We start from the raw sequence: 18,158 nt of genomic DNA on the forward strand, positions 1-18,158 counted from the left end.
AGGGATTTTTCCTAGCTTCGATTCCGCTTCCCGGCCGCAGCGGGCTTGGTAGCCTTGGCCGGCTTATCGGACCGCGCGGGGCTCTGCGGCAGGATAGGCTGGGTGCGATAGGCCCAAATAATCATGATTATTCCTGCGACAACCATCGGCAACGATAGCCATTGACCCATGCTGATACCGAGCGTCATTACCCCCATGAAGCCATCCTCCGGTTCGCGGAAAAATTCGGCGGCCGAACGAAATACGCCGTAACCGATAAGAAACATGCCGGACACGGCTGCGACCGGCCTCGGTTTCGCCGAATAAATCCATACCAGCGCAAAAAAAGCCAGCCCCTCCAATGCAAACTCGTAGAGTTGCGAAGGATGACGCGGGAGGCTGTCCACGTTAGGGAAGATCATGCCCCAGGCGACATCGGTTGGGCGTCCCCACAACTCGGCGTTTATGAAATTACCGATCCGGCCGGCGCCCAGGCCCAGCGGCACCAGCGGCGCAATGAAATCCGTTACGGCCAGCCACGGCAATTTATATTTTCGGGCCAGCAGCGCCATTGCGGATATCACGCCGAGAAAGCCGCCGTGAAAGGACATTCCGCCCTGCCAAACCGCAAGGATCTCCAGCGGATGCTGTAGATAATAGCCGAACTGGTAAAATAATACATGACCCAGGCGGCCGCCCAATATCACGCCCAACACACCGTAAAACAGCATGTCGTCGAGCATGGCGTGTGTGAATACGCCTTGAGGGTTATGCTTGATGCGATGGCGCCCCAGCAGGATGAACGACGCGAATCCGATGAGATACATAAGTCCATACCATCGAATGGCGAGCGGCCCGAGATGGATGGCGATGGGGTCGAACTGCGGGTGAACGAGCATGGGCTTCCGCTTTTTTGAGGTAAAATAACTGTTGATTCGGCGAGCGGACAATATAGCCGCTTCAGCAGCGATAGCGGCGAAGGCCGGTATCCAAAGCGTACCATATAAAATTTATTTGCCGGCTGTATGGATTCGGCTAGCCAGGATCACGAAACGCGTGGTTTCTCTCCGGGCAATAATTATACATACGGCCAATCGCTATTAACCGCAGAGGACACATAAAAAGAACGCGCTTCTTTTTATCCCGGATGTTTCATAAATTCGCGTGATGATTGCGCAGGATTTTGTTTTGCAGGGAGATTTTGTGAAAGAGTGGCGTAGTTATTCATACGCCCGACTGAACGAAATTTTCATACGAAACAAAAGACCAGCAAGGGCGCGCATCAATTTATGAAACATCCGGGTTATATCACCGATCAAGGTTAAATCACTTCCTTATGCTCCCCCGCAACTCAGGGGCTTCTCAAAGTTTATCAATATTCTCAAGGAGTATTCATGTCAGACAATCAACGCAGCCGCGCGATAACCCAGGGGGCACAGCGTTCCCCCAACCGCGCCATGCTGCGGGCGGTCGGCTTCGGCGATAAAGATTTCGACAAACCTATCGTCGGCGTGGCTAACGGTTTTTCCACCATTACCCCCTGCAACAAGGGACTGAACGAGTTAGCCCTTAATGCCGAGCGTGCATTGAAAGAAGCGGGGGCAATGCCGCAAATGTTCGGCACGATCACCGTATCCGATGGCATCTCCATGGGCACGGAAGGAATGAAGTACTCGCTGGTGTCGCGCGAAGTGATTGCGGACTCGATCGAGACAGCGGTGCAGGCGGAAAGCATGGACGGAGTCATTGCAATCGGGGGTTGCGACAAGAACATGCCGGGCGCAATGATTGCAATGGCGCGCATGAACGTTCCCGCCATTTTTGTGTATGGCGGGACCATCAAGCCCGGCCATTACAACGGCAGGGATCTCACCATTGTGAGCGCTTTCGAAGCTGTCGGACAGTATACGGCGCACAAGATAGACGAGAAGGAATTGTTCGAAGTAGAGCGCCGCGCCTGCCCCGGCGCCGGTTCTTGTGGCGGCATGTTTACCGCCAATACCATGTCGTCGGCCTTCGAAGCGATGGGAATGAGCCTGCCTTACTCTTCCACCATGGCGGCAGAGGATGACGAAAAGTACGTGAGTGCCGCCCGCTCTGCGGAAGTCCTGGTGGATGCCATCAGGAAGCAGATCCGCCCGCGCGATATCATCACGAGAAAATCGATCGAAAATGCCATCGCCGTGATCATGGCGGTGGGTGGCTCGACCAATGCCGTCCTGCATTTTCTGGCCATTGCCCACGCGGCGGAAGTGACGCTGACCATCGACGATTTTGAACGCATGCGTGGCAAAGTGCCGGTGCTGTGCGATTTGAAGCCCTCGGGGCGGTATGTCGCCACCGATCTGCATAAAGCGGGAGGCGTTCCCCAAGTAATGAAAATGTTGCTTGAACACGGCCTGTTGCATGGCGATTGCGTAACCATAAGTGGCCAGACCGTGGAGGAAGTATTAAAGGATATCCCGTCGACGCCGCGCAAGGATCAGAATGTCATCCGGCAATGGGAAAATCCCATGTATGCGCAGGGTCACCTCGCCATACTCAAAGGTAATCTTGCCACCGAGGGCTGCGTAGCCAAAATCACCGGGGTGAAAACACCAAAGATTACCGGCCCGGCACGGGTATTCGAATCCGAAGAAACCTGTATGGCGGCCATTCTTGCACGGCAGATCCAGCCCGGCGACGTCGTCGTGATACGCTACGAAGGCCCCAAGGGAGGCCCTGGAATGCGCGAAATGCTTTCCCCCACCTCCGCCCTTATTGGAGAAGGTCTGGGAGATTCGGTCGGGCTCATCACCGATGGCCGCTTCTCCGGCGGCACTTACGGGATGGTGGTCGGCCACGTGGCACCTGAAGCTTTCGTGGGCGGCACTATCGCGCTGGTGCATGAAGGTGATTCCATTACCATCGACGCCGAACAGCGGCTGCTGCAACTCAACGTCTCCGGAGAAGAACTGTCACGGCGCCGCGCTGAATGGAAGCCGCCGCATCCGCGTTATACGCGCGGCGTCCTTGCTAAATATGCGAAACTGGTTTCGAGCGCCAGCCGGGGAGCAATAACAGATTAATCGCAAGCTTCTCCGCGTGGTCCAATCATGCTCAACCATCTCTCCGGTGAAACCAGTCCTTATCTGCTTCAACATGTGAACAACCCGGTGGACTGGTATCCCTGGGGAGAGGAAGCGCTGGCACTCGCTCGTGCGCAGAATAGGCCGATACTGCTCTCGATCGGCTACTCGGCCTGTCACTGGTGCCACGTCATGGCGCATGAATGTTTCGAAGACGCGCAAGTTGCCGCGGTGATGAACCAGCATTTCGTGAATATCAAGGTAGACCGCGAAGAACGTCCCGATATCGACCAGATTTATCAGACGGCCCTTTATATGTTGACCCGGCGTAACGGCGGATGGCCACTGACGCTATTTCTGACGCCGGATCAAAAGCCATTCTTCGGCGGCACGTATTTTCCTAAAGCACCTCGGCACGGCCTGCCGGGTTTTCTCGATTTATTGCCGCGCGTGGCAGAGACATATCATGTCCGAGGTGAGGAGATCGAGCGTCAAGGCGAATCGCTGCTGAAGTCGCTTGCCAACACGCTTCCGTCAAAAAACCTGGATGCACCGGCATTTTCGGGGCAATCGCTCGACCAGGCGCTGGCGGAGCTGGAAAACCGCTTCGATTCAGTCAATGGCGGCTTTGGGGATCCCCCAAAATTCCTCCACCCCACGGAACTGGAGTTTTGTTTGCGCCGCTACTTTGCCGCAGGGAATGCCCAAACCCTGCACATGGCATCCTATACCCTGCAAAAGATGGCGGAGGGCGGCATCCATGATCAATTGGGCGGCGGCTTCTGCCGCTACAGCACCGATAAGTACTGGCATATTCCGCATTTCGAGAAGATGCTTTATGACAACGGACCATTACTGCGGCTCTACGCCGATGCGTGGCTCGCCACCCGTAATCCCCTGTTTGAACAAGTGGTGGAGGAAACGGCCGCATGGGTAATGCGGGAGATGCAGGGTGGAGGAACCATCGGCGGTGGTTATTACTCGACCTTGGATGCCGATTCCGAAAACGAGGAAGGCAAGTTCTACGTGTGGGACCGCGATGAGGTGGCGCAAACCGTGTCACCGGAAGAATATGCCGTGGTTGCGCCCTATTACGGCCTTTTGGATAACCCTAATTTCGAGCACAAGCACTGGAATCTGGAAATCGCACAGCCGCTTGCGGTCTTGGCCGTGAATGCCGGCATCAGCCGGGAGGAAGCGCAACAAAGGCTCGCATCGGCGCGGAGCAAACTTTTCCGCAAACGGGAATTGCGCGTGCATCCTGGCCGTGACGAAAAAATTCTCACCAGCTGGAACGGGCTGATGATTAAGGGAATGGCGCGCTGCGGCCGTGTATTCGAGCGGGACGATTGGGTGCAATCAGCCGCCTGTGCGGTTGATTTCATTCGCTCCACGCTATGGAAAGACAGCCGCCTGCTTGCCACCTACAAGGATGGCAAGGCACATCTCAACGCATATCTCGACGATTATGCGTTTCTTTTGGATGGGCTGCTGGAACTGATGCAGGCTGAGTTTCGTCAAGCTGACCTGGAATTTGCCGTTGCGCTGGCAGAGGTGTTGCTGGAGCAATTCGAGGACAAGCAGGCGGGTGGTTTTTTCTTTACCAGCCATGATCACGAAAAACTGATATATCGTCCCAAACCTGCTCACGACAACGCTACGCCTTCAGGCAACGGCGTGGCAGCGCATGCTCTGCAGCGGTTAGGGCATCTGCTCGGAGAATTCCGCTATTTGCAGGCAGCAGAGCGCACGCTGGGCTTGTTCTATCCTGCCATTTCCCGCTACGCGAGTTCCTGTTGCAGCCTGCTGACGGCATTGGAGCTATCGCTGACGCCACCGCAAATCGTCATCCTGCGCGGTCAGCGGCACGCGCTGGCAGAATGGAAAAATACGTTGCAGTGCATTTCCCCCTGCACCCTTGTATTTGCATTGCCTTTGGAACTAGTCGGGCTACCGCCGAGTCTGAATAAACCGGTAGCAACAAGTAGTGCTGTCAACGCCTGGGTCTGCCACGGCGTTAAGTGTTTACCGGAGATCTCTGACTTGCAGCAATTGCTGAGCATCTGCGAAATGAGGTAAGATAGGTCCGCCTTTCTAAAATTAATCAACGGATAAAGGAGCGAGAGTATGAAAGCTGTCTGGATAGGAATGGTTGCGGCATCAGCCCTGTTAATGGTAGGTACCGCGCAAGCAAACGCGGACCTGGCAAAAAGTAGTGGCTGCCTGAATTGCCACACGGTGGACAAAAAACTGGTCGGACCTGCGTTAAAGGATATCGCCGCCAAGTATAAAGCTGACCCGGCTGCCGCAGACAAGCTGGCAGTGAAAATACAGAAGGGAAGCCAGGGAGTCTGGGGTCCGATTCCGATGCCACCGAATGCAAAGGTCAATGATGCCGATGCCAAAACTCTGGCACAGTTTATTCTGTCGCTCAAATAAACCCGGGTTGAGTTAAAAAAAGCCGGCGCTTGATGTGCCGGCTTTTTTGTTTGCCATTGCGCAAAGCTGTGGCGTGGAGTAAAGATGCTTTCCTGCAATTTATTCCGAATTATAAAAAACGCTTTTGTGTGCTTGTTCATGGGTAACACATGAACTGGTTCGCGTCCAACCTGCTGAGCGCATTCCTGATGCCGCCGTTCAGCGTTATTCTTTTAGGCGCTGCAGGGATTTTGCTTCTGAAACGTAGGCCGGAGTTAGGTAAGCTTATGGTATTTTCAGCGCTGATCTTGCTTTATTTACTGTCCATTCCGTTCGTCGCCGAGGCCCTTCTGCAAAGACTGGAGACGCCGCCCGGACGCAATCCGTTTGATAACGATGTGCAGGCAATCGTGGTACTGGGTGGCGGCACATACTACCATGCGCCGGAATATGGCAGCGATACTGTCGGCCGCTATAGCCTGCAGCGCATACGCTACGCGGCGGAACTGCACCGCCGCACAGGCAAACCCATCCTGGCGACGGGCGGCACTCCGCTGGGAAGCAAATCATCCGAAGCGGCGCAAATGAAAGCGGTACTGGAAAATGAGTTTCAGGTTCCGGTCAAGTGGACAGAAGGCGCTTCGCGAAACACCCGTGAAAATGCCTACAAGAGCTTCGCGATACTCAACAGGGACGAGATCAGGCGGATCGCACTCGTTACTCATGCCTGGCACATGCCGAGAGCGGCCAGGGAATTCGAACAGGCCGGCTTCAAGATTGTCCCTGCTGCGACTGCATACACTACCCGCTATAAAACGGATATATTCGCGTTCATTCCCACGGCGGTCGCGCTGCAAAAAAGCAGCCTGTTCTTCCATGAAGTCATCGGCATAGCATGGTATCGGCTGACGTCGGCTTCCGGGTAAACGTCGTTCTTCGAACGAAGCTGCGATTTACTCGTGCATGTTCGCAGCGCGCCGCAGTGCAATAAGCCAAGCGATTGCGTCGCTGATCAGCAACTTATGTTATTCGCTGTTGCCTGGAACCAGGATTAAAATAACACCCGGATACTTTTTGGAAAAACCAGCATGAAAACACGTATTAAATGGAACGATGGCATGAGCTTTCTGGCTGAATCCGGCAGCGGCCATGTCGTGCTGATGGATGGGCCACCGGAAGCCGGCGGCAAAAATCTCGGGCCGCGTCCGATGGAAATGTTGCTGATGGGGACCGGCGGTTGCGCAGCTTTCGACGTAGTGCTGATTCTGAAAAAGAGCCGCCAGGATATCAGCGATTGCGTGGTGGAAATCGAGGCGGAACGGGCTCCGCAAGAACCCAAGGTATTCACCCATATTCATTTCCATTTTATCCTGACCGGAAAGAAGCTGAATCCCCAGCAAGTAGAGCGGGCGATCACTCTTTCCGCAGAAAAATACTGCTCAGCTTCGATAATGCTGGGAAAAACGGCGAAACTGACACACGACTTTGAAATCGTGGAGAGCTGAAGAGTCTTCGTTAAACCTGAATGCCGCAGATTGGAAGAGCAGTCGGAAGGCGTAGAGTGGGCCTCACCAAAAAGGTGAGCTCCATGAGCACAAAAACTCTTCCGGGTGATGGCGTTGAATTGATAAATGCGCTGAAAAATGAGCGGTCAACTGCGGGATGCAGGTTCAAGCCTTTGGTTCAAACCCAATATGCCGTTTTCGTCATTACTTTAGAACCCAGCTTCATCATCAGCTTCACGGGCATGGGCAAATCCACGCCACCCTGCGACATGGCGGCGGTAGCGTGACCCGCTTCGTCGATTTGCATTTGTGCGACGATGGCGCGGCTTTTCCCGTCGTTATGCGGCAAGCGTTTTAAATGTCCCGCCAGGTGGGATGTCACCTGGCGTTCGGTTTCCGCAAGAAAACCGAGGTTCCACTTATCGCCGAGTGTGCCCGCCAACGCGCCCATGGCGAGTGATCCACCATACCATAACGGATTCAACAGGCTCTTCCGCCCGCTCAATTCCGCAATACGTCGCTCGGTCCAGGCAAGATGTTCGGTTTCCTCGCGCGCCGCCTGCGCCAGGGTATGTTGCACCTCTACGTTACGCGCAGTCAGCGCTTGTCCCTGATATAGCGCTTGCGCGCAAATTTCGCCGGTATGATTGATGCGCATCAGTGCGTTGGATTCACTTTTCTCCGAATCGCTCAATTCGACTTCGGGCAGCCCAGCTCCCGGAACAGGCCGCAGTGTTTGTGCCGGCGTCAACAGCGTGCGCAGTGCGTGATCGAAACCGATAATGAATTTATCCAGATTCGGCATGGCAGTCCTAAGCAAACGATACTAAATTAAATTCGAGAGGTTACATTCATCTGCCGCGCTATGAGCGTAATCGGATGCAACACTTCAATTACTGATCCGGCTTCGCGCAGCGCGCTTGCAACATGCATGGCACAACCCACATTTGATGTGGCGAGATAACGAGCCCCACTTGCGTTTACTGCGGCGATTTTATCATGCAGCAGCACTTTTGCCACCTCCGGCTGGTCGAGAAAATAGGTCCCAGCGGCACCGCAGCATTGATCGTTTCCAGCCAGCGGAGCGATCTGCGCGCCGGGAATGCGCGCGAGCAGCGCATAGGAAGAGGCGGAACCGCGCAACACATTGCGTAAACTACAGGGTTCGTGCACTGAGATTTTATGCGCCAATGGCGCTAACGTTATGCCATCCCATCCCTCAGCTATTGCCAGAAACGCACTGATGTCCATGACTTTGGCCGAAAACTGCTTGCTCGGCAGCATGTCCCCGGCGCACCCGTTCCCGGCTTCCCATTCTGCCGCAGGCTCTTTTGAGCCAGGCGATGGGGACAAAATGGGATACTCCGCCAACTGCACGCCGCAACCCGACGCCGTGCTGATAATCGCCTCCAGATTCAGCCCATCGAAAGCACTGATGTTTCGATGCGCAAGTTGCGCCGCCGTTTGCCTGTCACCGCTATGCTGGTGCAAAGCACCACAGCAGGTCTGCGTGGGCGGCACATGCACCGTGTAACCCAAACGATTGAGGACGACTATTGTCGCGTTGAGCGTTGCAATATCCGTCAGTCGTGCCACGCAACCGAGGAACAGGCCGACTTCTCCGCGTGGCTGTCCGGTAGCGGGATAAACTGCTTGCCATGATCCCGAGAAATTTGATCCACCGGGCAAAGGCTTGTCGATGCGTGGCAACTGCGCTTCCAGCAAAATCAGCTTCGTTTTTCCCAATAAACCGGACTTACGCAACAGCTTCTGCATACCGCTTCGCTGATAAAAACGTAAGAGGGGGCGCAACATATCGATACGCGTGGGTTTGCCGATTACTTCATGCTCTACCCTCCGGCGAAACCAGGATTTTGGGGTCTGTGTACTTCCTCCCAGCGGTTTGGATGGGGATGCCATCATCGCACGGGTCCCGTCTATCAGCTGTCCAAAACGCACATGGTTGGGGCATACGGACTCGCAGGCGCGGCAGGTGAGGCACCGGTCAATGTGCAGCGCAAAGCGCTCGTTCATTGGAATACGCCCACCGGCAACCCCACTCATCAGAGCGATGCGCCCTCGAGGCGAATCGGCTTCCGATTGTGTTACGCGATAGGTGGGGCAATGCGGCAGGCATAGACCGCATGCAACACAACGGTTGGCTTCGGCGATCAGCGAATCCAGAGAAAAATCGGACGGAAGATCAGTGGGTTTCATGATCGCATCGACCCAAAAAAGGCCGTAGACACATTTTTCATGTTTTTGCTGGCGCTGCTGACATTCGGAGAGTCTAGCAGCCTGTCGGACTTAAAGGAAATCGGTTGCAAAAGCGTCTGGCTGTTTCATATTTTGCCGCTTTCTCAGCCAATAGAATAACTATTGGCCCTCAAAATCTGTCCTCACCCAGTCACTTTTTCGCTGCGATTCTTCAAGTCCGACAGGCTGCTAGCCCCTTAGTTAATAAGACAGGTGAAGGATAGCGATACCGGATTCTTTCATGGCTGGAAGCATCCGCCGGAAGAGTATCCTGCCGGAAATTGTTCAGTTTCGGGAAGGGCCGACGCTTATCAGGCATCAATTACTGGAGAGAGCACGTGGTTTAGGACAACAAAACCACGCTACAATTTCCGGACCTCCATTTTTGATACACTGCCCCTATCTTGGAAGCATTTTTTACCTCCACCGTGCTGGTAGCGCTGGCTGAGATCGGCGACAAGACTCAGCTTCTTTCATTTGTACTTGCAGCCAAGCTACGGCAGCCCTACCCGATAATGGCCGGTATCTTCGTGGCCACGCTATTCAACCATGCGCTCGCGGCGTCGGTCGGCGCATGGCTGGCGAGCCTGATCTCTCCCCAATTTCTCGGCTGGGTCGTCGGGCTATCGTTCATCGGATGCGGGCTTTGGGCGCTCAAACCAGATGCCCTGGAAGGGAATCCGCGCTTTTTCAGCACCGGGGCATTTGTCACCACGCTAATTGCTTTCTTTCTGGCGGAGATGGGAGACAAGACGCAACTGGCAACAGTGGCATTGGCCGCCCGCTATGATGCGCTGATAGCGGTTGTGTTGGGAACCACGCTTGGCATGATGCTTGCTAACGCACCGGCCGTCTGGATGGGCAAGATACTTGCGGATCGCATCAATATGACAATGATGCGATGGTTCGCGGCTGCGTCGTTTTTGCTGCTGGGAATATGGTCACTGGCGGGCGGGGCGGCGCCTCATTGACGTACCATTAACATATTAATCCGGTCCGGTAATTCCGTATATGTAACGTTCGAGCTGATGAATGACGAACTCGCGCCCGGAAATGGCGTCCTTGACCAGATCGCCGATGGAAACAATACCGACCACTGCATTGTTTTCAAGTACGGGCAGGTGCCGTACCCGTATCGCGGTAACCAATGCCATGCAGTCTTCTGCCGAATAGTCGGGGGTTACATATGCCACTTGCGAAGTCATGATTTCCTTAACCGGGATATCTTTCGCGGATCTATCCAGCAGGTATGCCTTACGCGCATAATCTCTTTCAGTAAAGATACCGGCCAGTTTTCCATCCTGTAGCACCAGCAATGCACCGATGTTTTGTGCAGCCATCAATTGCATGGCGTCGTATACGGATTTGTCCGGCTCTATGCTTGCACATTCAAACCCCTTTTCCTGCAGTAATTGCCTCACGGTCGCCACTACATATTCCCCTATTCGAGTTTCGAATATACCAAAATTTCTTTATCAGTTGAGTTAACCTAAATCCGATAGTTGAACGGAGTGAAGTGTACGGTTTTTGGGGTGCAGGGCAAGGCGCAACGACGCGGAATGCGACCGCGCAGGGCGGAGCAGTGCCTTCCGCAGGAAGGTGCGACCCCGAAGCGGGATGCGGGCGCCCCCTTTGCGTGTGAAGCGCAATCGCGACATCCCCTGCGCTGCCCGATCCCCGCTGCGCGGGGCCCCTCGGGCGACGCTTCGGGGCGCCGCTCCATTCCAAGAAGTTGCAACGCAGCCATGTGCCGCAAAAACTGTGCAATTCACCTCGTAGCGTTCTCACCCGGAAGGTGAGCATCAAATAATATGAAACATTGTTATTAATCATGACACTGATCTATCAAATGAGCGGTCAACTACCGAATTTAGGTTTAATCATAGCATGCAAGGGGAAAACCTGGGGCTGCTTCCCTACTTCGAATAGTCCACTGGGTTGCAGACAAGATAGCCCCTGTTGTTCGCAACCGCAGCGTTCCAGCCTCAGTGCGCATGCGCTACAACATACGGCTTTTATCCCCGCTGCCGAATCCGATCAGTGGCTGTTGGATATGCTTGCCGAATGCGATAACTTTGAACAGCTCACCCATTTCTGCCGGGCTCACCAGCTTTTGCAACTGGTTCGTCAGCGGTAGATAGTCCCTGGTGTTCTCCACTCGGGTTTGCGCCAGAATCTCGGTTACCCCGCAGTTGATGAGAAAATATGCCTGGGTTGTATAACCCCGCAACTCCAGCCCCGAACCGATAGCGGCGCTGGCGACAGAACTGAAATCAACATGGCTGGTGATGTCCTGCAAACCCGGCAGATAAAAAGGATCGTCATGGGCTAGATGGCGATAATGACACATCAATGTGCCGCAAGCTCGCTGGGGATGGTAATACTCATTACGTCCGAAACCATAGTCAATCAATATGATTGCGCCCCGCTGCAAAACAGCGGCGAGGCTATGCATGAAATGGCGCGCGGAAAGATTGATCTCGCTGACGTACTCGCTGATATCGTCGCCAACACCACGGCTGACGTCGCCGCTCGCAGCATCCGCCTGAGGATTCAATTCACGAGCAATCTCAAAAAGGACTCCCTCTACAAGAGGACGATCGCTCCATGCGAAATCGCCCCCTTTTATCATCACACCACGCTCGAACAGATCAGCTCCATGCCAGGCAACCAGATGTACCGGCATGGCGTCGAGTACCTCATTGGCAAGTATCAGCCCATCGAATGCGGAAGGCAAATGTTCCAGCCAGACAACTCGCGGCGCGAGATGCGGCGCGACTCTCTCAAATAATTCCCGCTGTCGCTGTTGTAGTTCTGCACTGACTTCAAGAATAAAATACCGGCGGGGCAAGCTGCCGAGTTTTTCCAGTTCAAGCAGTAAATCGAGCGCGAGTTTGCCCGTACCCGCCCCGAATTCGAGAATATCTGCATGATCATCCGCGAGTTCAAGAACCTGCGCAGCCTGCCGCGCCAGGGTTCTACCGAATAACGCAGAAATTTCCGGGGCGGTGACAAAATCTCCCGCTTCGCCGAATTTTGCCGCACCGCCGCTGTAATAACCCATGCCCGGTGCGTATAAGACTAATCTCATGTAATGTTCGAATGAAATCCAGCCGCCAGCGGCAGCAAGTTCGGCATGGATGAGTTCTTTCAAGGCACGGCTGTGCCGGAGAGCCGCTTCGCTCGGTATAGGGAGTGCCGGTAGTGGCTGCATTGGCTCTATGCTACTCTGTAATATAAGATCGTCTATCAAATGGAGGCATCGTCTTTCTCGCTAGCGGGAATCCAGCGATCTTCTGTAAGCTCTATTTGAGAGCCGCTATGAATGATAAAAAATAGAATCGATTCGTAAGTGTAGAGGAGATAGCGATGCAAGGGAAAGTGATACTCGTCACGGGGGGCGCCAGACGCGTGGGTGCGGCCACCTGTCGCAGATTGCATGCGCAGGGCGCAAATCTGCTGGTGCATTACCGCGCATCGGAGACAGCCGCTCGGGCCTTGCAGACCGAACTTAATCAGGCACGGCCCAGCTCGGTGGCGCTGGCTCAGGCCGACCTGCTGGATATCGGGCGGCTGCCCGACTTGATCGACGAGACCATAAAGCATTTCGGAAAACTCGACGCGCTTGTCAACAACGCTTCCAGCTTTTTCCCTACTCCTCCGGGAGAAATCACGGAGAACATGTGGAATGATCTGATCGGCACCAATCTGAAGGTCCCTCTGTTTCTGTCGCAGGCGGCGGCGCCGCAACTCAGGAAACATCATGGCTGCATTGTCAATATTGTCGATATTCACGAGAAATGGCCGCTGAAAGGATACGTGGTGTACAACGCTGCAAAGGGCGGCCTCGCCTCGCTTACCCGATCGCTTGCGCAGGAGCTTGCGCCCGAAGTCCGGGTAAATGGCGTTTCTCCCGGTCCTATTTTATGGCCTGAAGAGGGTGAGTGGGCAGATGAAGCATCTCGCCAGCACATCATCGGCAGGACACTGCTCAAGCGAACCGGTGAACCGGATGACATCGCCAGAACGGTGGCTTTCCTGATTGCGGACGCGCCTTATATTACCGGCCAGATCATTGCCGTGGATGGAGGACGTAGCGTTAATCTGTAAGTAGAGACGAAGGCTGAGAGGAGGGTATAAAGCGCTTAAATCGGAACTTTCGATAATACATGGTTGGGGTAAGCGTAGCGCAACCCAACCATGTATTATCAGACCAGTTTTTTTCTCAATATTTCGTTCACTTGCGCAGGGTTCGCCTTGCCTTTGGCGGCCTTCATCACCTGGCCGACGAGTGCATTAAAGGCTTTTTCCTTGCCGGATCTGAATTCTTCAACAGATTTCGAGTTGGCGGCAATAACCTCGGCGATGAGTTTGTCCAGTTCGCCTGAATCCGAGATCTGCTTCAATCCCTGCGACTTGATGATTTCGTCAACAAGGTTCTCAGCCGGTTCCGAATCATGGCGCTTCCACCCTCCAGCTTGCTCACCGGATTGGGTCCACATTTGTCTCAATACTTCCTTCCCGATCTTTCCCGAGATGGTGCCATCTTTGATACGCCTTAGAAGTTGCACGAGTTGTGCCGGAGACAGCGGGCAGCTATCAAAGAGCTTTCCTTCATTATTGAGATAAGCGGATATTTCGCCCATTATCCAGTTTGCGCAGAGTTTTGGATCAGATGGAAGTTTATCTGCAACCGCGTCGAAGTACTCCGCAATCTCCCGATCGGCTGTCAGCGCCGCTGCGTCATAAGCAGAAAGCCCATAGTCGCGCTCGAGGCGGGCTCGCATTTGCTGTGGCAGTTCCGGTAACCCGCTCTTCACTTCCGCGATCCAGCTTGCAGGGATTTCCAGCGGCAACAAGTCCGGATCGGGGAAATAACGGTAGTCCTGCGCATCTTCCTTGCTTCGCATGGCACGGGTTTCATCCTTTGCAGGATCGTAGAGGCGGGTTTGCTGATGGATGGTGCCGCCATCTTCCAGGAGCGCTATCTGGCGTCGGGCCTCGTAATCGATAGCCTTCTCGAGAAAACGGAACGAGTTGAGGTTCTTTATTTCGCAGCGAGTGCCAAGCTTGTCCGACCCTTGTGGACGTACGGATACGTTGGCGTCGCAGCGAAAGGAACCCTCCTGCATATTGCCGTCGCAGATACCGATCCACCGCACTAGCGAATGCAACGTTTTGGCATATTCCACCGCTTCAGCGCTGCTGCGCATATCCGGTTCGGAAACGATCTCGAGCAGGGGGGTACCGGCACGATTGAGATCAATGCCCGTCATGCCGTGAAAATCCTCATGCAGGGACTTGCCCGCGTCTTCCTCCAGATGTGCCCGAGTAAGCCGTATCGTTTTCTCGCATTCTTTTCCATCTTGGGCAGACCGAATCTGGATCACGCCGCCTTCAACCACCGGCAATTCATATTGGCTGATCTGATAGCCTTTGGGGAGATCGGGATAGAAATAGTTCTTTCGGGCAAAAATTGACGGCGAATTGATTTTTCCCCCAACCGACAGACCCAGCTTGATTGCCCGCTCGACCGCGCCGCGATTCAATACCGGTAGCACGCCTGGCAGCGCCAGGTCAACGGCGCAAGCTTCTGCGTTGGGGGCCGCACCGAAAGCAGTCGAGGCACCTGAAAATATTTTCGAGTGGGTCGAGAGCTGCGCATGAACTTCAAGACCGATAACAGTTTCCCATTGCATTGCGAGAATTCCTTTTTGGAATAGTACTCATCCGGGTGTGCTACGAAAAAATTGATCCCGGCGATCATCGGCACGATATACCAGCCGAACTCGTTATCCGAGGGTGGAAAGCAGGCCATGGCGGGTTTTGAACTGGATACCGGGCCAAGTCTGGAATGGTTGAATTCATCGTACTCTCACGGAGATGAAAGATGAAAGCCGTGCCCGATACAGGTCGGTACAGGCTCAATTTACCCTTTCGATGTGCCGGGCATCTGGAAATGCCAGTCGGTTGTCCGCTGGTATTGATGTGCCACATTCAGCATTTGCGCTTCCGTAAAATAATTGCCAACGATGTGCAGTCCCACCGGCCGGTTTTTGTTGCCAAAGCCAACCGGGATAGACATGCCGGGCAAACCGGCCAGGTTGACGGCTATGGTGTAGGCATCGGATAAATACATCTGCACCGGATCGTTGCTTTTCTCTCCGAGATCGAATGCTACGGTGGGTGAAGTCGGACCCATGATGATGTCGCACTGCTTGAAAGCCTCGGCAAAATCCAGTGCTATCAGACGCCGGAGCTTCTGTGCCTGAATGTAGTATGCGTCGTAATATCCATGCGACAACACATAAGTTCCGATTAAAATGCGGCGCTTCACCTCTGCGCCAAAACCCTGCGCGCGGCTTTTCCGGTACATATCATCGAGGTCGATATACTCCGGGGCACGATAACCGTAACGCACGCCATCGAACCGGGATAGATTGCTCGACGCTTCCGCCGGGGCCAGCACATAGTAAACGGGTACCGACAGCTTCGTATTGGGTAGCGATACTTCCACCGTTGTTGCGCCAAGTTTGCGATATTCCGCGATAGCGGCTTCCACCGCGCGCGCTACGTCATCGTTTATTTCCTTCACGAAATATTCTTTCGGCAGGCCGATACGCAACCCTTCGAGCGGCTTTTCCAGATCGCGCGTGTAATCTTCCGCCTCGCGCTGCAAACTGGTCGAATCACGTGTATCGAATCCTGCCATGACATTCAGCATCAACGCCAGATCTTCTGCTGATTTTGCCATCGGTCCGCCCTGGTCGAGGCTGGAAGCAAAAGCAATCATACCGTAGCGCGAAACCAGTCCATAGGTGGGTTTGATCCCGGAAATGCCGCATAACGCGGCCGGCTGACGAATCGAACCGCCAGTGTCCGTGCCTGTCGCGGCAGGAGCCATGCGTGCGGCAACCGCACAAGCGGACCCCCCCGAACTGCCGCCCGGCACGGCTGTGATATCCCATGGATTCTTTACCGGCCCGTAATAGGAGGTTTCGTTGCTGGACCCCATGGCGAATTCATCCATGTTGGTTTTGCCGATATTCACCGCCCCTGCCGCATTGAAACGTTCAACCACGGCAGCATCGTAAGGGGAAATGAAATTGGACAACATTTTCGATCCGCAGGTAGTGAGCCACCCCTTGGTACAAAAAATATCCTTCTGGGCGATCGGAATACCGGTAAGCGGCTGGGCCCGGCCGGATGCGATAATCCTGTCCGCGGCACGCGCCTGAGTCAGGCTAGTCTCTTCATTGATGGTAATGAAGGCGTTGTAGCCTGGATTTAGCGCCCGGGAACGCTTGAGGAATTCATCGGTCAATTCAACGCTGGAGATTTTTTTCGCGCCGAGGAGCGTGGAAAGTTGCTTGAGACTGGAGTTCAACATGTTATTCGCGGGGTGAAGCAAATCTTGCAAGAAATTGCAAACGTGGAAGGAGAGCGCAGGGGCGCGCCGGGTTTTACTCGATAACTTTTGGCACGAGGTAAAGACCCGCCTCTACCTGGGGTGCTATGGATTGAAACAACTCGCGCTGATCGACCTCCGTCACGATATCCGGGCGCAACCGTTGCATCAAATCCTGCGCATGGGACACAGGTTTTATGGTCGATGTATCCACCGCCTGCATCTGCTGAATCAGGTTGAAGATGCCCGATAACTGAGCCAGCGCGGTACTCGCCTCATCCTCGCTGACTTCAATGCGCGCCAGGTTGGCGATGCGCTTTACCTCATCCAGAGACAGTGACATTGACCGCCAAATCCCTTATATTCAAATAGGTAATAGAGTATCATAGCCCGCCTGAGTGACGCATCCTTTTCCGCGCTTTATCATCGCCATCTGCAACGGATTTCGTAAACCATGCTTAATTTTATAAACAATAATGTATTGAAGGGTTATTTTTCGACCGATATGGCGATAGACCTGGGAACCGCCAATACGCTGATTTACGTACGCGGCCAGGGTATTGTATTAAATGAACCTTCCGTAGTCGCAATACGCCAGGATGGCGGCCCCAACGGCAAAAAAGTAATTCAGCAGGTAGGGCTGGCAGCCAAGCAGATGCTGGGACGGACCCCCGGTAATATCACCGCGATTCGTCCTATGAAGGACGGCGTTATCGCCGATTTCACCGTAACCGAACAGATGCTGAAGCACTTCATCAAGAAGGTAAATCCACCGCGGCTGTTTTCCGCCAATCCCCGCATTGTAATCTGCGTACCTTATGGATCCACTCAGGTGGAGCGTCGCGCCATTCGCGAAGCCGCTTACGGCGCCGGCGCACGCAAGGTCGAACTGATCGAGGAACCGATGGCGGCAGCGATCGGCGCCAACTTGCCGGTCGAGGAAGCGACTGGTTCGATGGTGGTCGATATCGGTGGCGGCACTACCGAGGTGGGCGTAATTTCGCTCGGCGGTATCGTTTATTCAAATTCGGTACGCGTCGGAGGCGATAAGTTCGACGAGGCAATCATCAATTACATTCGCCGCAATTACGGCATGCTGATCGGTGAAGTTACCGCCGAACTGATCAAGAAGGAAATAGGATCCGCCTTCCCCGGCTCGGAAGTACGGGAAATGGAAGTCAAGGGACGAAATCTGGCAGAAGGAATTCCACGCAGCTTCACTATTTCCAGCAACGAAATCCTCGAAGCGCTGACGGATCCGCTGAATAGTATCGTCAGCGCGGTCAAATCGGCGCTTGAGCATACACTGCCTGAGCTGGGTGCGGATATCGCTGAAAAAGGCATGGTATTGACCGGTGGCGGGGCACTGCTAAGAGACATTGATCGCTTATTGATGGAAGAAACAGGGTTGTCGGTTATTATCGCTGAAGACCCGCTCACCTGTGTTGTGCGGGGATCAGGTGTCGCTCTGGAAAATATGGACCAGTTGGTCGGCGTTTTTGCCAGTGACTAGCGGGTTTTCGA

16 protein-coding genes are annotated in these 18,158 nt (G+C 54.2%); 8 read left to right on the forward strand and 8 right to left on the reverse strand.

Going from position 1 to position 18,158, the window contains the following annotated elements; all coding sequences use genetic code 11:
• Window positions 1–11: 11 nt before the first annotated feature.
• Window positions 12–878 carry a prolipoprotein diacylglyceryl transferase gene (gene lgt, locus F822_RS06570; RefSeq protein ID WP_025041292.1) on the reverse strand — a complete coding sequence of 289 codons (867 nt, stop codon included), beginning with the start codon at window positions 876–878 and terminating at the stop codon, window positions 12–14.
• 495 nt (window positions 879–1,373) lie between these two features.
• Here lgt and ilvD point away from each other — a divergent pair, with 495 nt between their 5' ends.
• The 5 genes from ilvD (at window position 1,374) to F822_RS06595 (ending at window position 6,970) form a co-directional block, all read left to right on the forward strand.
• On the forward strand, window positions 1,374–3,047 hold the full coding sequence (gene ilvD / locus F822_RS06575; RefSeq protein WP_025041293.1) for a dihydroxy-acid dehydratase: 1,674 nt from the start codon (window positions 1,374–1,376) through the stop codon (window positions 3,045–3,047).
• Window positions 3,048–3,074: 27 nt separating this feature from the next.
• Window positions 3,075–5,126 carry a thioredoxin domain-containing protein gene (locus F822_RS06580; RefSeq protein ID WP_025041294.1) on the forward strand — a complete coding sequence of 684 codons (2,052 nt, stop codon included), beginning with the start codon at window positions 3,075–3,077 and terminating at the stop codon, window positions 5,124–5,126.
• Between the two features lie 48 nt (window positions 5,127–5,174).
• Window positions 5,175–5,486: a c-type cytochrome gene (locus tag F822_RS06585; RefSeq protein WP_025041295.1), complete on the forward strand. Its 312-nt coding sequence runs from the start codon at window positions 5,175–5,177 to the stop codon at window positions 5,484–5,486.
• Between the two features lie 149 nt (window positions 5,487–5,635).
• Window positions 5,636–6,391 carry a YdcF family protein gene (locus tag F822_RS06590; RefSeq protein WP_025041296.1) on the forward strand — a complete coding sequence of 252 codons (756 nt, stop codon included), beginning with the start codon at window positions 5,636–5,638 and terminating at the stop codon, window positions 6,389–6,391.
• Between the two features lie 162 nt (window positions 6,392–6,553).
• Window positions 6,554–6,970 (forward strand): OsmC family protein, encoded by a 417-nt coding sequence (locus F822_RS06595; protein WP_025041297.1) that lies wholly within the window; start codon window positions 6,554–6,556, stop codon window positions 6,968–6,970.
• Window positions 6,971–7,148: 178 nt separating this feature from the next.
• On the opposite strand, the gene coq7 is transcribed toward F822_RS06595, so the two are convergent.
• Both coq7 and F822_RS06605 read right to left on the reverse strand, forming a co-directional pair.
• On the reverse strand, window positions 7,149–7,775 hold the full coding sequence (coq7, locus tag F822_RS06600; RefSeq protein WP_025041298.1) for a 2-polyprenyl-3-methyl-6-methoxy-1,4-benzoquinone monooxygenase: 627 nt from the start codon (window positions 7,773–7,775) through the stop codon (window positions 7,149–7,151).
• 26 nt (window positions 7,776–7,801) lie between these two features.
• A complete protein-coding gene (locus tag F822_RS06605) occupies window positions 7,802–9,187 on the reverse strand; it encodes a (Fe-S)-binding protein (RefSeq protein ID WP_025041299.1) in 1,386 nt (461 codons plus the stop codon).
• 443 nt (window positions 9,188–9,630) lie between these two features.
• Here F822_RS06605 and F822_RS06610 point away from each other — a divergent pair, with 443 nt between their 5' ends.
• Entirely contained in the window at window positions 9,631–10,197 is a 567-nt protein-coding gene (locus F822_RS06610; protein WP_025041300.1) for a TMEM165/GDT1 family protein, read from the forward strand.
• 15 nt (window positions 10,198–10,212) lie between these two features.
• Here the strand turns inward: F822_RS06610 and F822_RS06615 are convergent, their stop codons facing one another.
• Window positions 10,213–10,647, reverse strand: coding sequence for a CBS domain-containing protein (locus tag F822_RS06615; RefSeq protein WP_331458284.1), 435 nt, complete (start codon window positions 10,645–10,647; stop codon window positions 10,213–10,215).
• A 578-nt stretch (window positions 10,648–11,225) separates the two neighbouring features.
• Complete coding sequence (locus F822_RS06620; RefSeq protein WP_025041302.1) at window positions 11,226–12,440, reverse strand: class I SAM-dependent methyltransferase; 1,215 nt, start codon at window positions 12,438–12,440, stop codon at window positions 11,226–11,228.
• 155 nt (window positions 12,441–12,595) lie between these two features.
• Between F822_RS06620 and F822_RS06625 the strand changes: the two genes are divergently transcribed.
• A complete protein-coding gene (locus F822_RS06625; RefSeq protein WP_025041303.1) occupies window positions 12,596–13,336 on the forward strand; it encodes a pteridine reductase in 741 nt (246 codons plus the stop codon).
• A gap of 98 nt (window positions 13,337–13,434) precedes the next feature.
• On the opposite strand, the gene gatB is transcribed toward F822_RS06625, so the two are convergent.
• The 3 genes from gatB to gatC all read right to left on the reverse strand — a co-directional run bounded on the left by gatB (window position 13,435) and on the right by gatC (window position 16,977).
• Window positions 13,435–14,925, reverse strand: a complete 1,491-nt coding sequence (gatB, locus tag F822_RS06630; RefSeq protein WP_025041304.1) for an Asp-tRNA(Asn)/Glu-tRNA(Gln) amidotransferase subunit GatB — start codon at window positions 14,923–14,925, stop codon at window positions 13,435–13,437.
• Window positions 14,926–15,155: 230 nt separating this feature from the next.
• Window positions 15,156–16,616: an Asp-tRNA(Asn)/Glu-tRNA(Gln) amidotransferase subunit GatA gene (gatA, locus tag F822_RS06635; RefSeq protein ID WP_025041305.1), complete on the reverse strand. Its 1,461-nt coding sequence runs from the start codon at window positions 16,614–16,616 to the stop codon at window positions 15,156–15,158.
• A gap of 73 nt (window positions 16,617–16,689) precedes the next feature.
• Complete coding sequence (gene gatC, locus F822_RS06640) at window positions 16,690–16,977, reverse strand: Asp-tRNA(Asn)/Glu-tRNA(Gln) amidotransferase subunit GatC (protein WP_025041306.1); 288 nt, start codon at window positions 16,975–16,977, stop codon at window positions 16,690–16,692.
• 111 nt (window positions 16,978–17,088) lie between these two features.
• On the opposite strand from gatC, the gene F822_RS06645 reads away from it, so the two are divergent.
• Window positions 17,089–18,147: a rod shape-determining protein gene (locus tag F822_RS06645; protein WP_025041307.1), complete on the forward strand. Its 1,059-nt coding sequence runs from the start codon at window positions 17,089–17,091 to the stop codon at window positions 18,145–18,147.
• Window positions 18,148–18,158 lie beyond the last annotated feature (11 nt).

It is taken from the genome of Nitrosospira briensis C-128 (assembly GCF_000619905.2).
Lineage (GTDB): Bacteria > Pseudomonadota > Gammaproteobacteria > Burkholderiales > Nitrosomonadaceae > Nitrosospira > Nitrosospira briensis.

Bases quoted from the DNA above. Each gene is read 5' to 3' on its own strand.
- ilvD (WP_025041293.1), top strand. From the start codon at position 1,374: ATGTCAGACAATCAACGCAGCCGCGCGATAACCCAGGGGGCACAGCGT.
- F822_RS06605 (WP_025041299.1), bottom strand. From the start codon at position 9,187: ATGAAACCCACTGATCTTCCGTCCGATTTTTCTCTGGATTCGCTGATC.
- F822_RS06625 (WP_025041303.1), top strand. From the start codon at position 12,596: ATGCAAGGGAAAGTGATACTCGTCACGGGGGGCGCCAGACGCGTGGGT.
- coq7 (WP_025041298.1), bottom strand. From the start codon at position 7,775: ATGCCGAATCTGGATAAATTCATTATCGGTTTCGATCACGCACTGCGC.
- F822_RS06580 (WP_025041294.1), top strand. From the start codon at position 3,075: ATGCTCAACCATCTCTCCGGTGAAACCAGTCCTTATCTGCTTCAACAT.
- F822_RS06590 (WP_025041296.1), top strand. From the start codon at position 5,636: ATGAACTGGTTCGCGTCCAACCTGCTGAGCGCATTCCTGATGCCGCCG.
- F822_RS06595 (WP_025041297.1), top strand. From the start codon at position 6,554: ATGAAAACACGTATTAAATGGAACGATGGCATGAGCTTTCTGGCTGAA.
- lgt (WP_025041292.1), bottom strand. From the start codon at position 878: ATGCTCGTTCACCCGCAGTTCGACCCCATCGCCATCCATCTCGGGCCG.
- gatA (WP_025041305.1), bottom strand. From the start codon at position 16,616: ATGTTGAACTCCAGTCTCAAGCAACTTTCCACGCTCCTCGGCGCGAAA.
- F822_RS06645 (WP_025041307.1), top strand. From the start codon at position 17,089: ATGCTTAATTTTATAAACAATAATGTATTGAAGGGTTATTTTTCGACC.
- gatC (WP_025041306.1), bottom strand. From the start codon at position 16,977: ATGTCACTGTCTCTGGATGAGGTAAAGCGCATCGCCAACCTGGCGCGC.
- F822_RS06620 (WP_025041302.1), bottom strand. From the start codon at position 12,440: ATGCAGCCACTACCGGCACTCCCTATACCGAGCGAAGCGGCTCTCCGG.
- F822_RS06585 (WP_025041295.1), top strand. From the start codon at position 5,175: ATGAAAGCTGTCTGGATAGGAATGGTTGCGGCATCAGCCCTGTTAATG.
- gatB (WP_025041304.1), bottom strand. From the start codon at position 14,925: ATGCAATGGGAAACTGTTATCGGTCTTGAAGTTCATGCGCAGCTCTCG.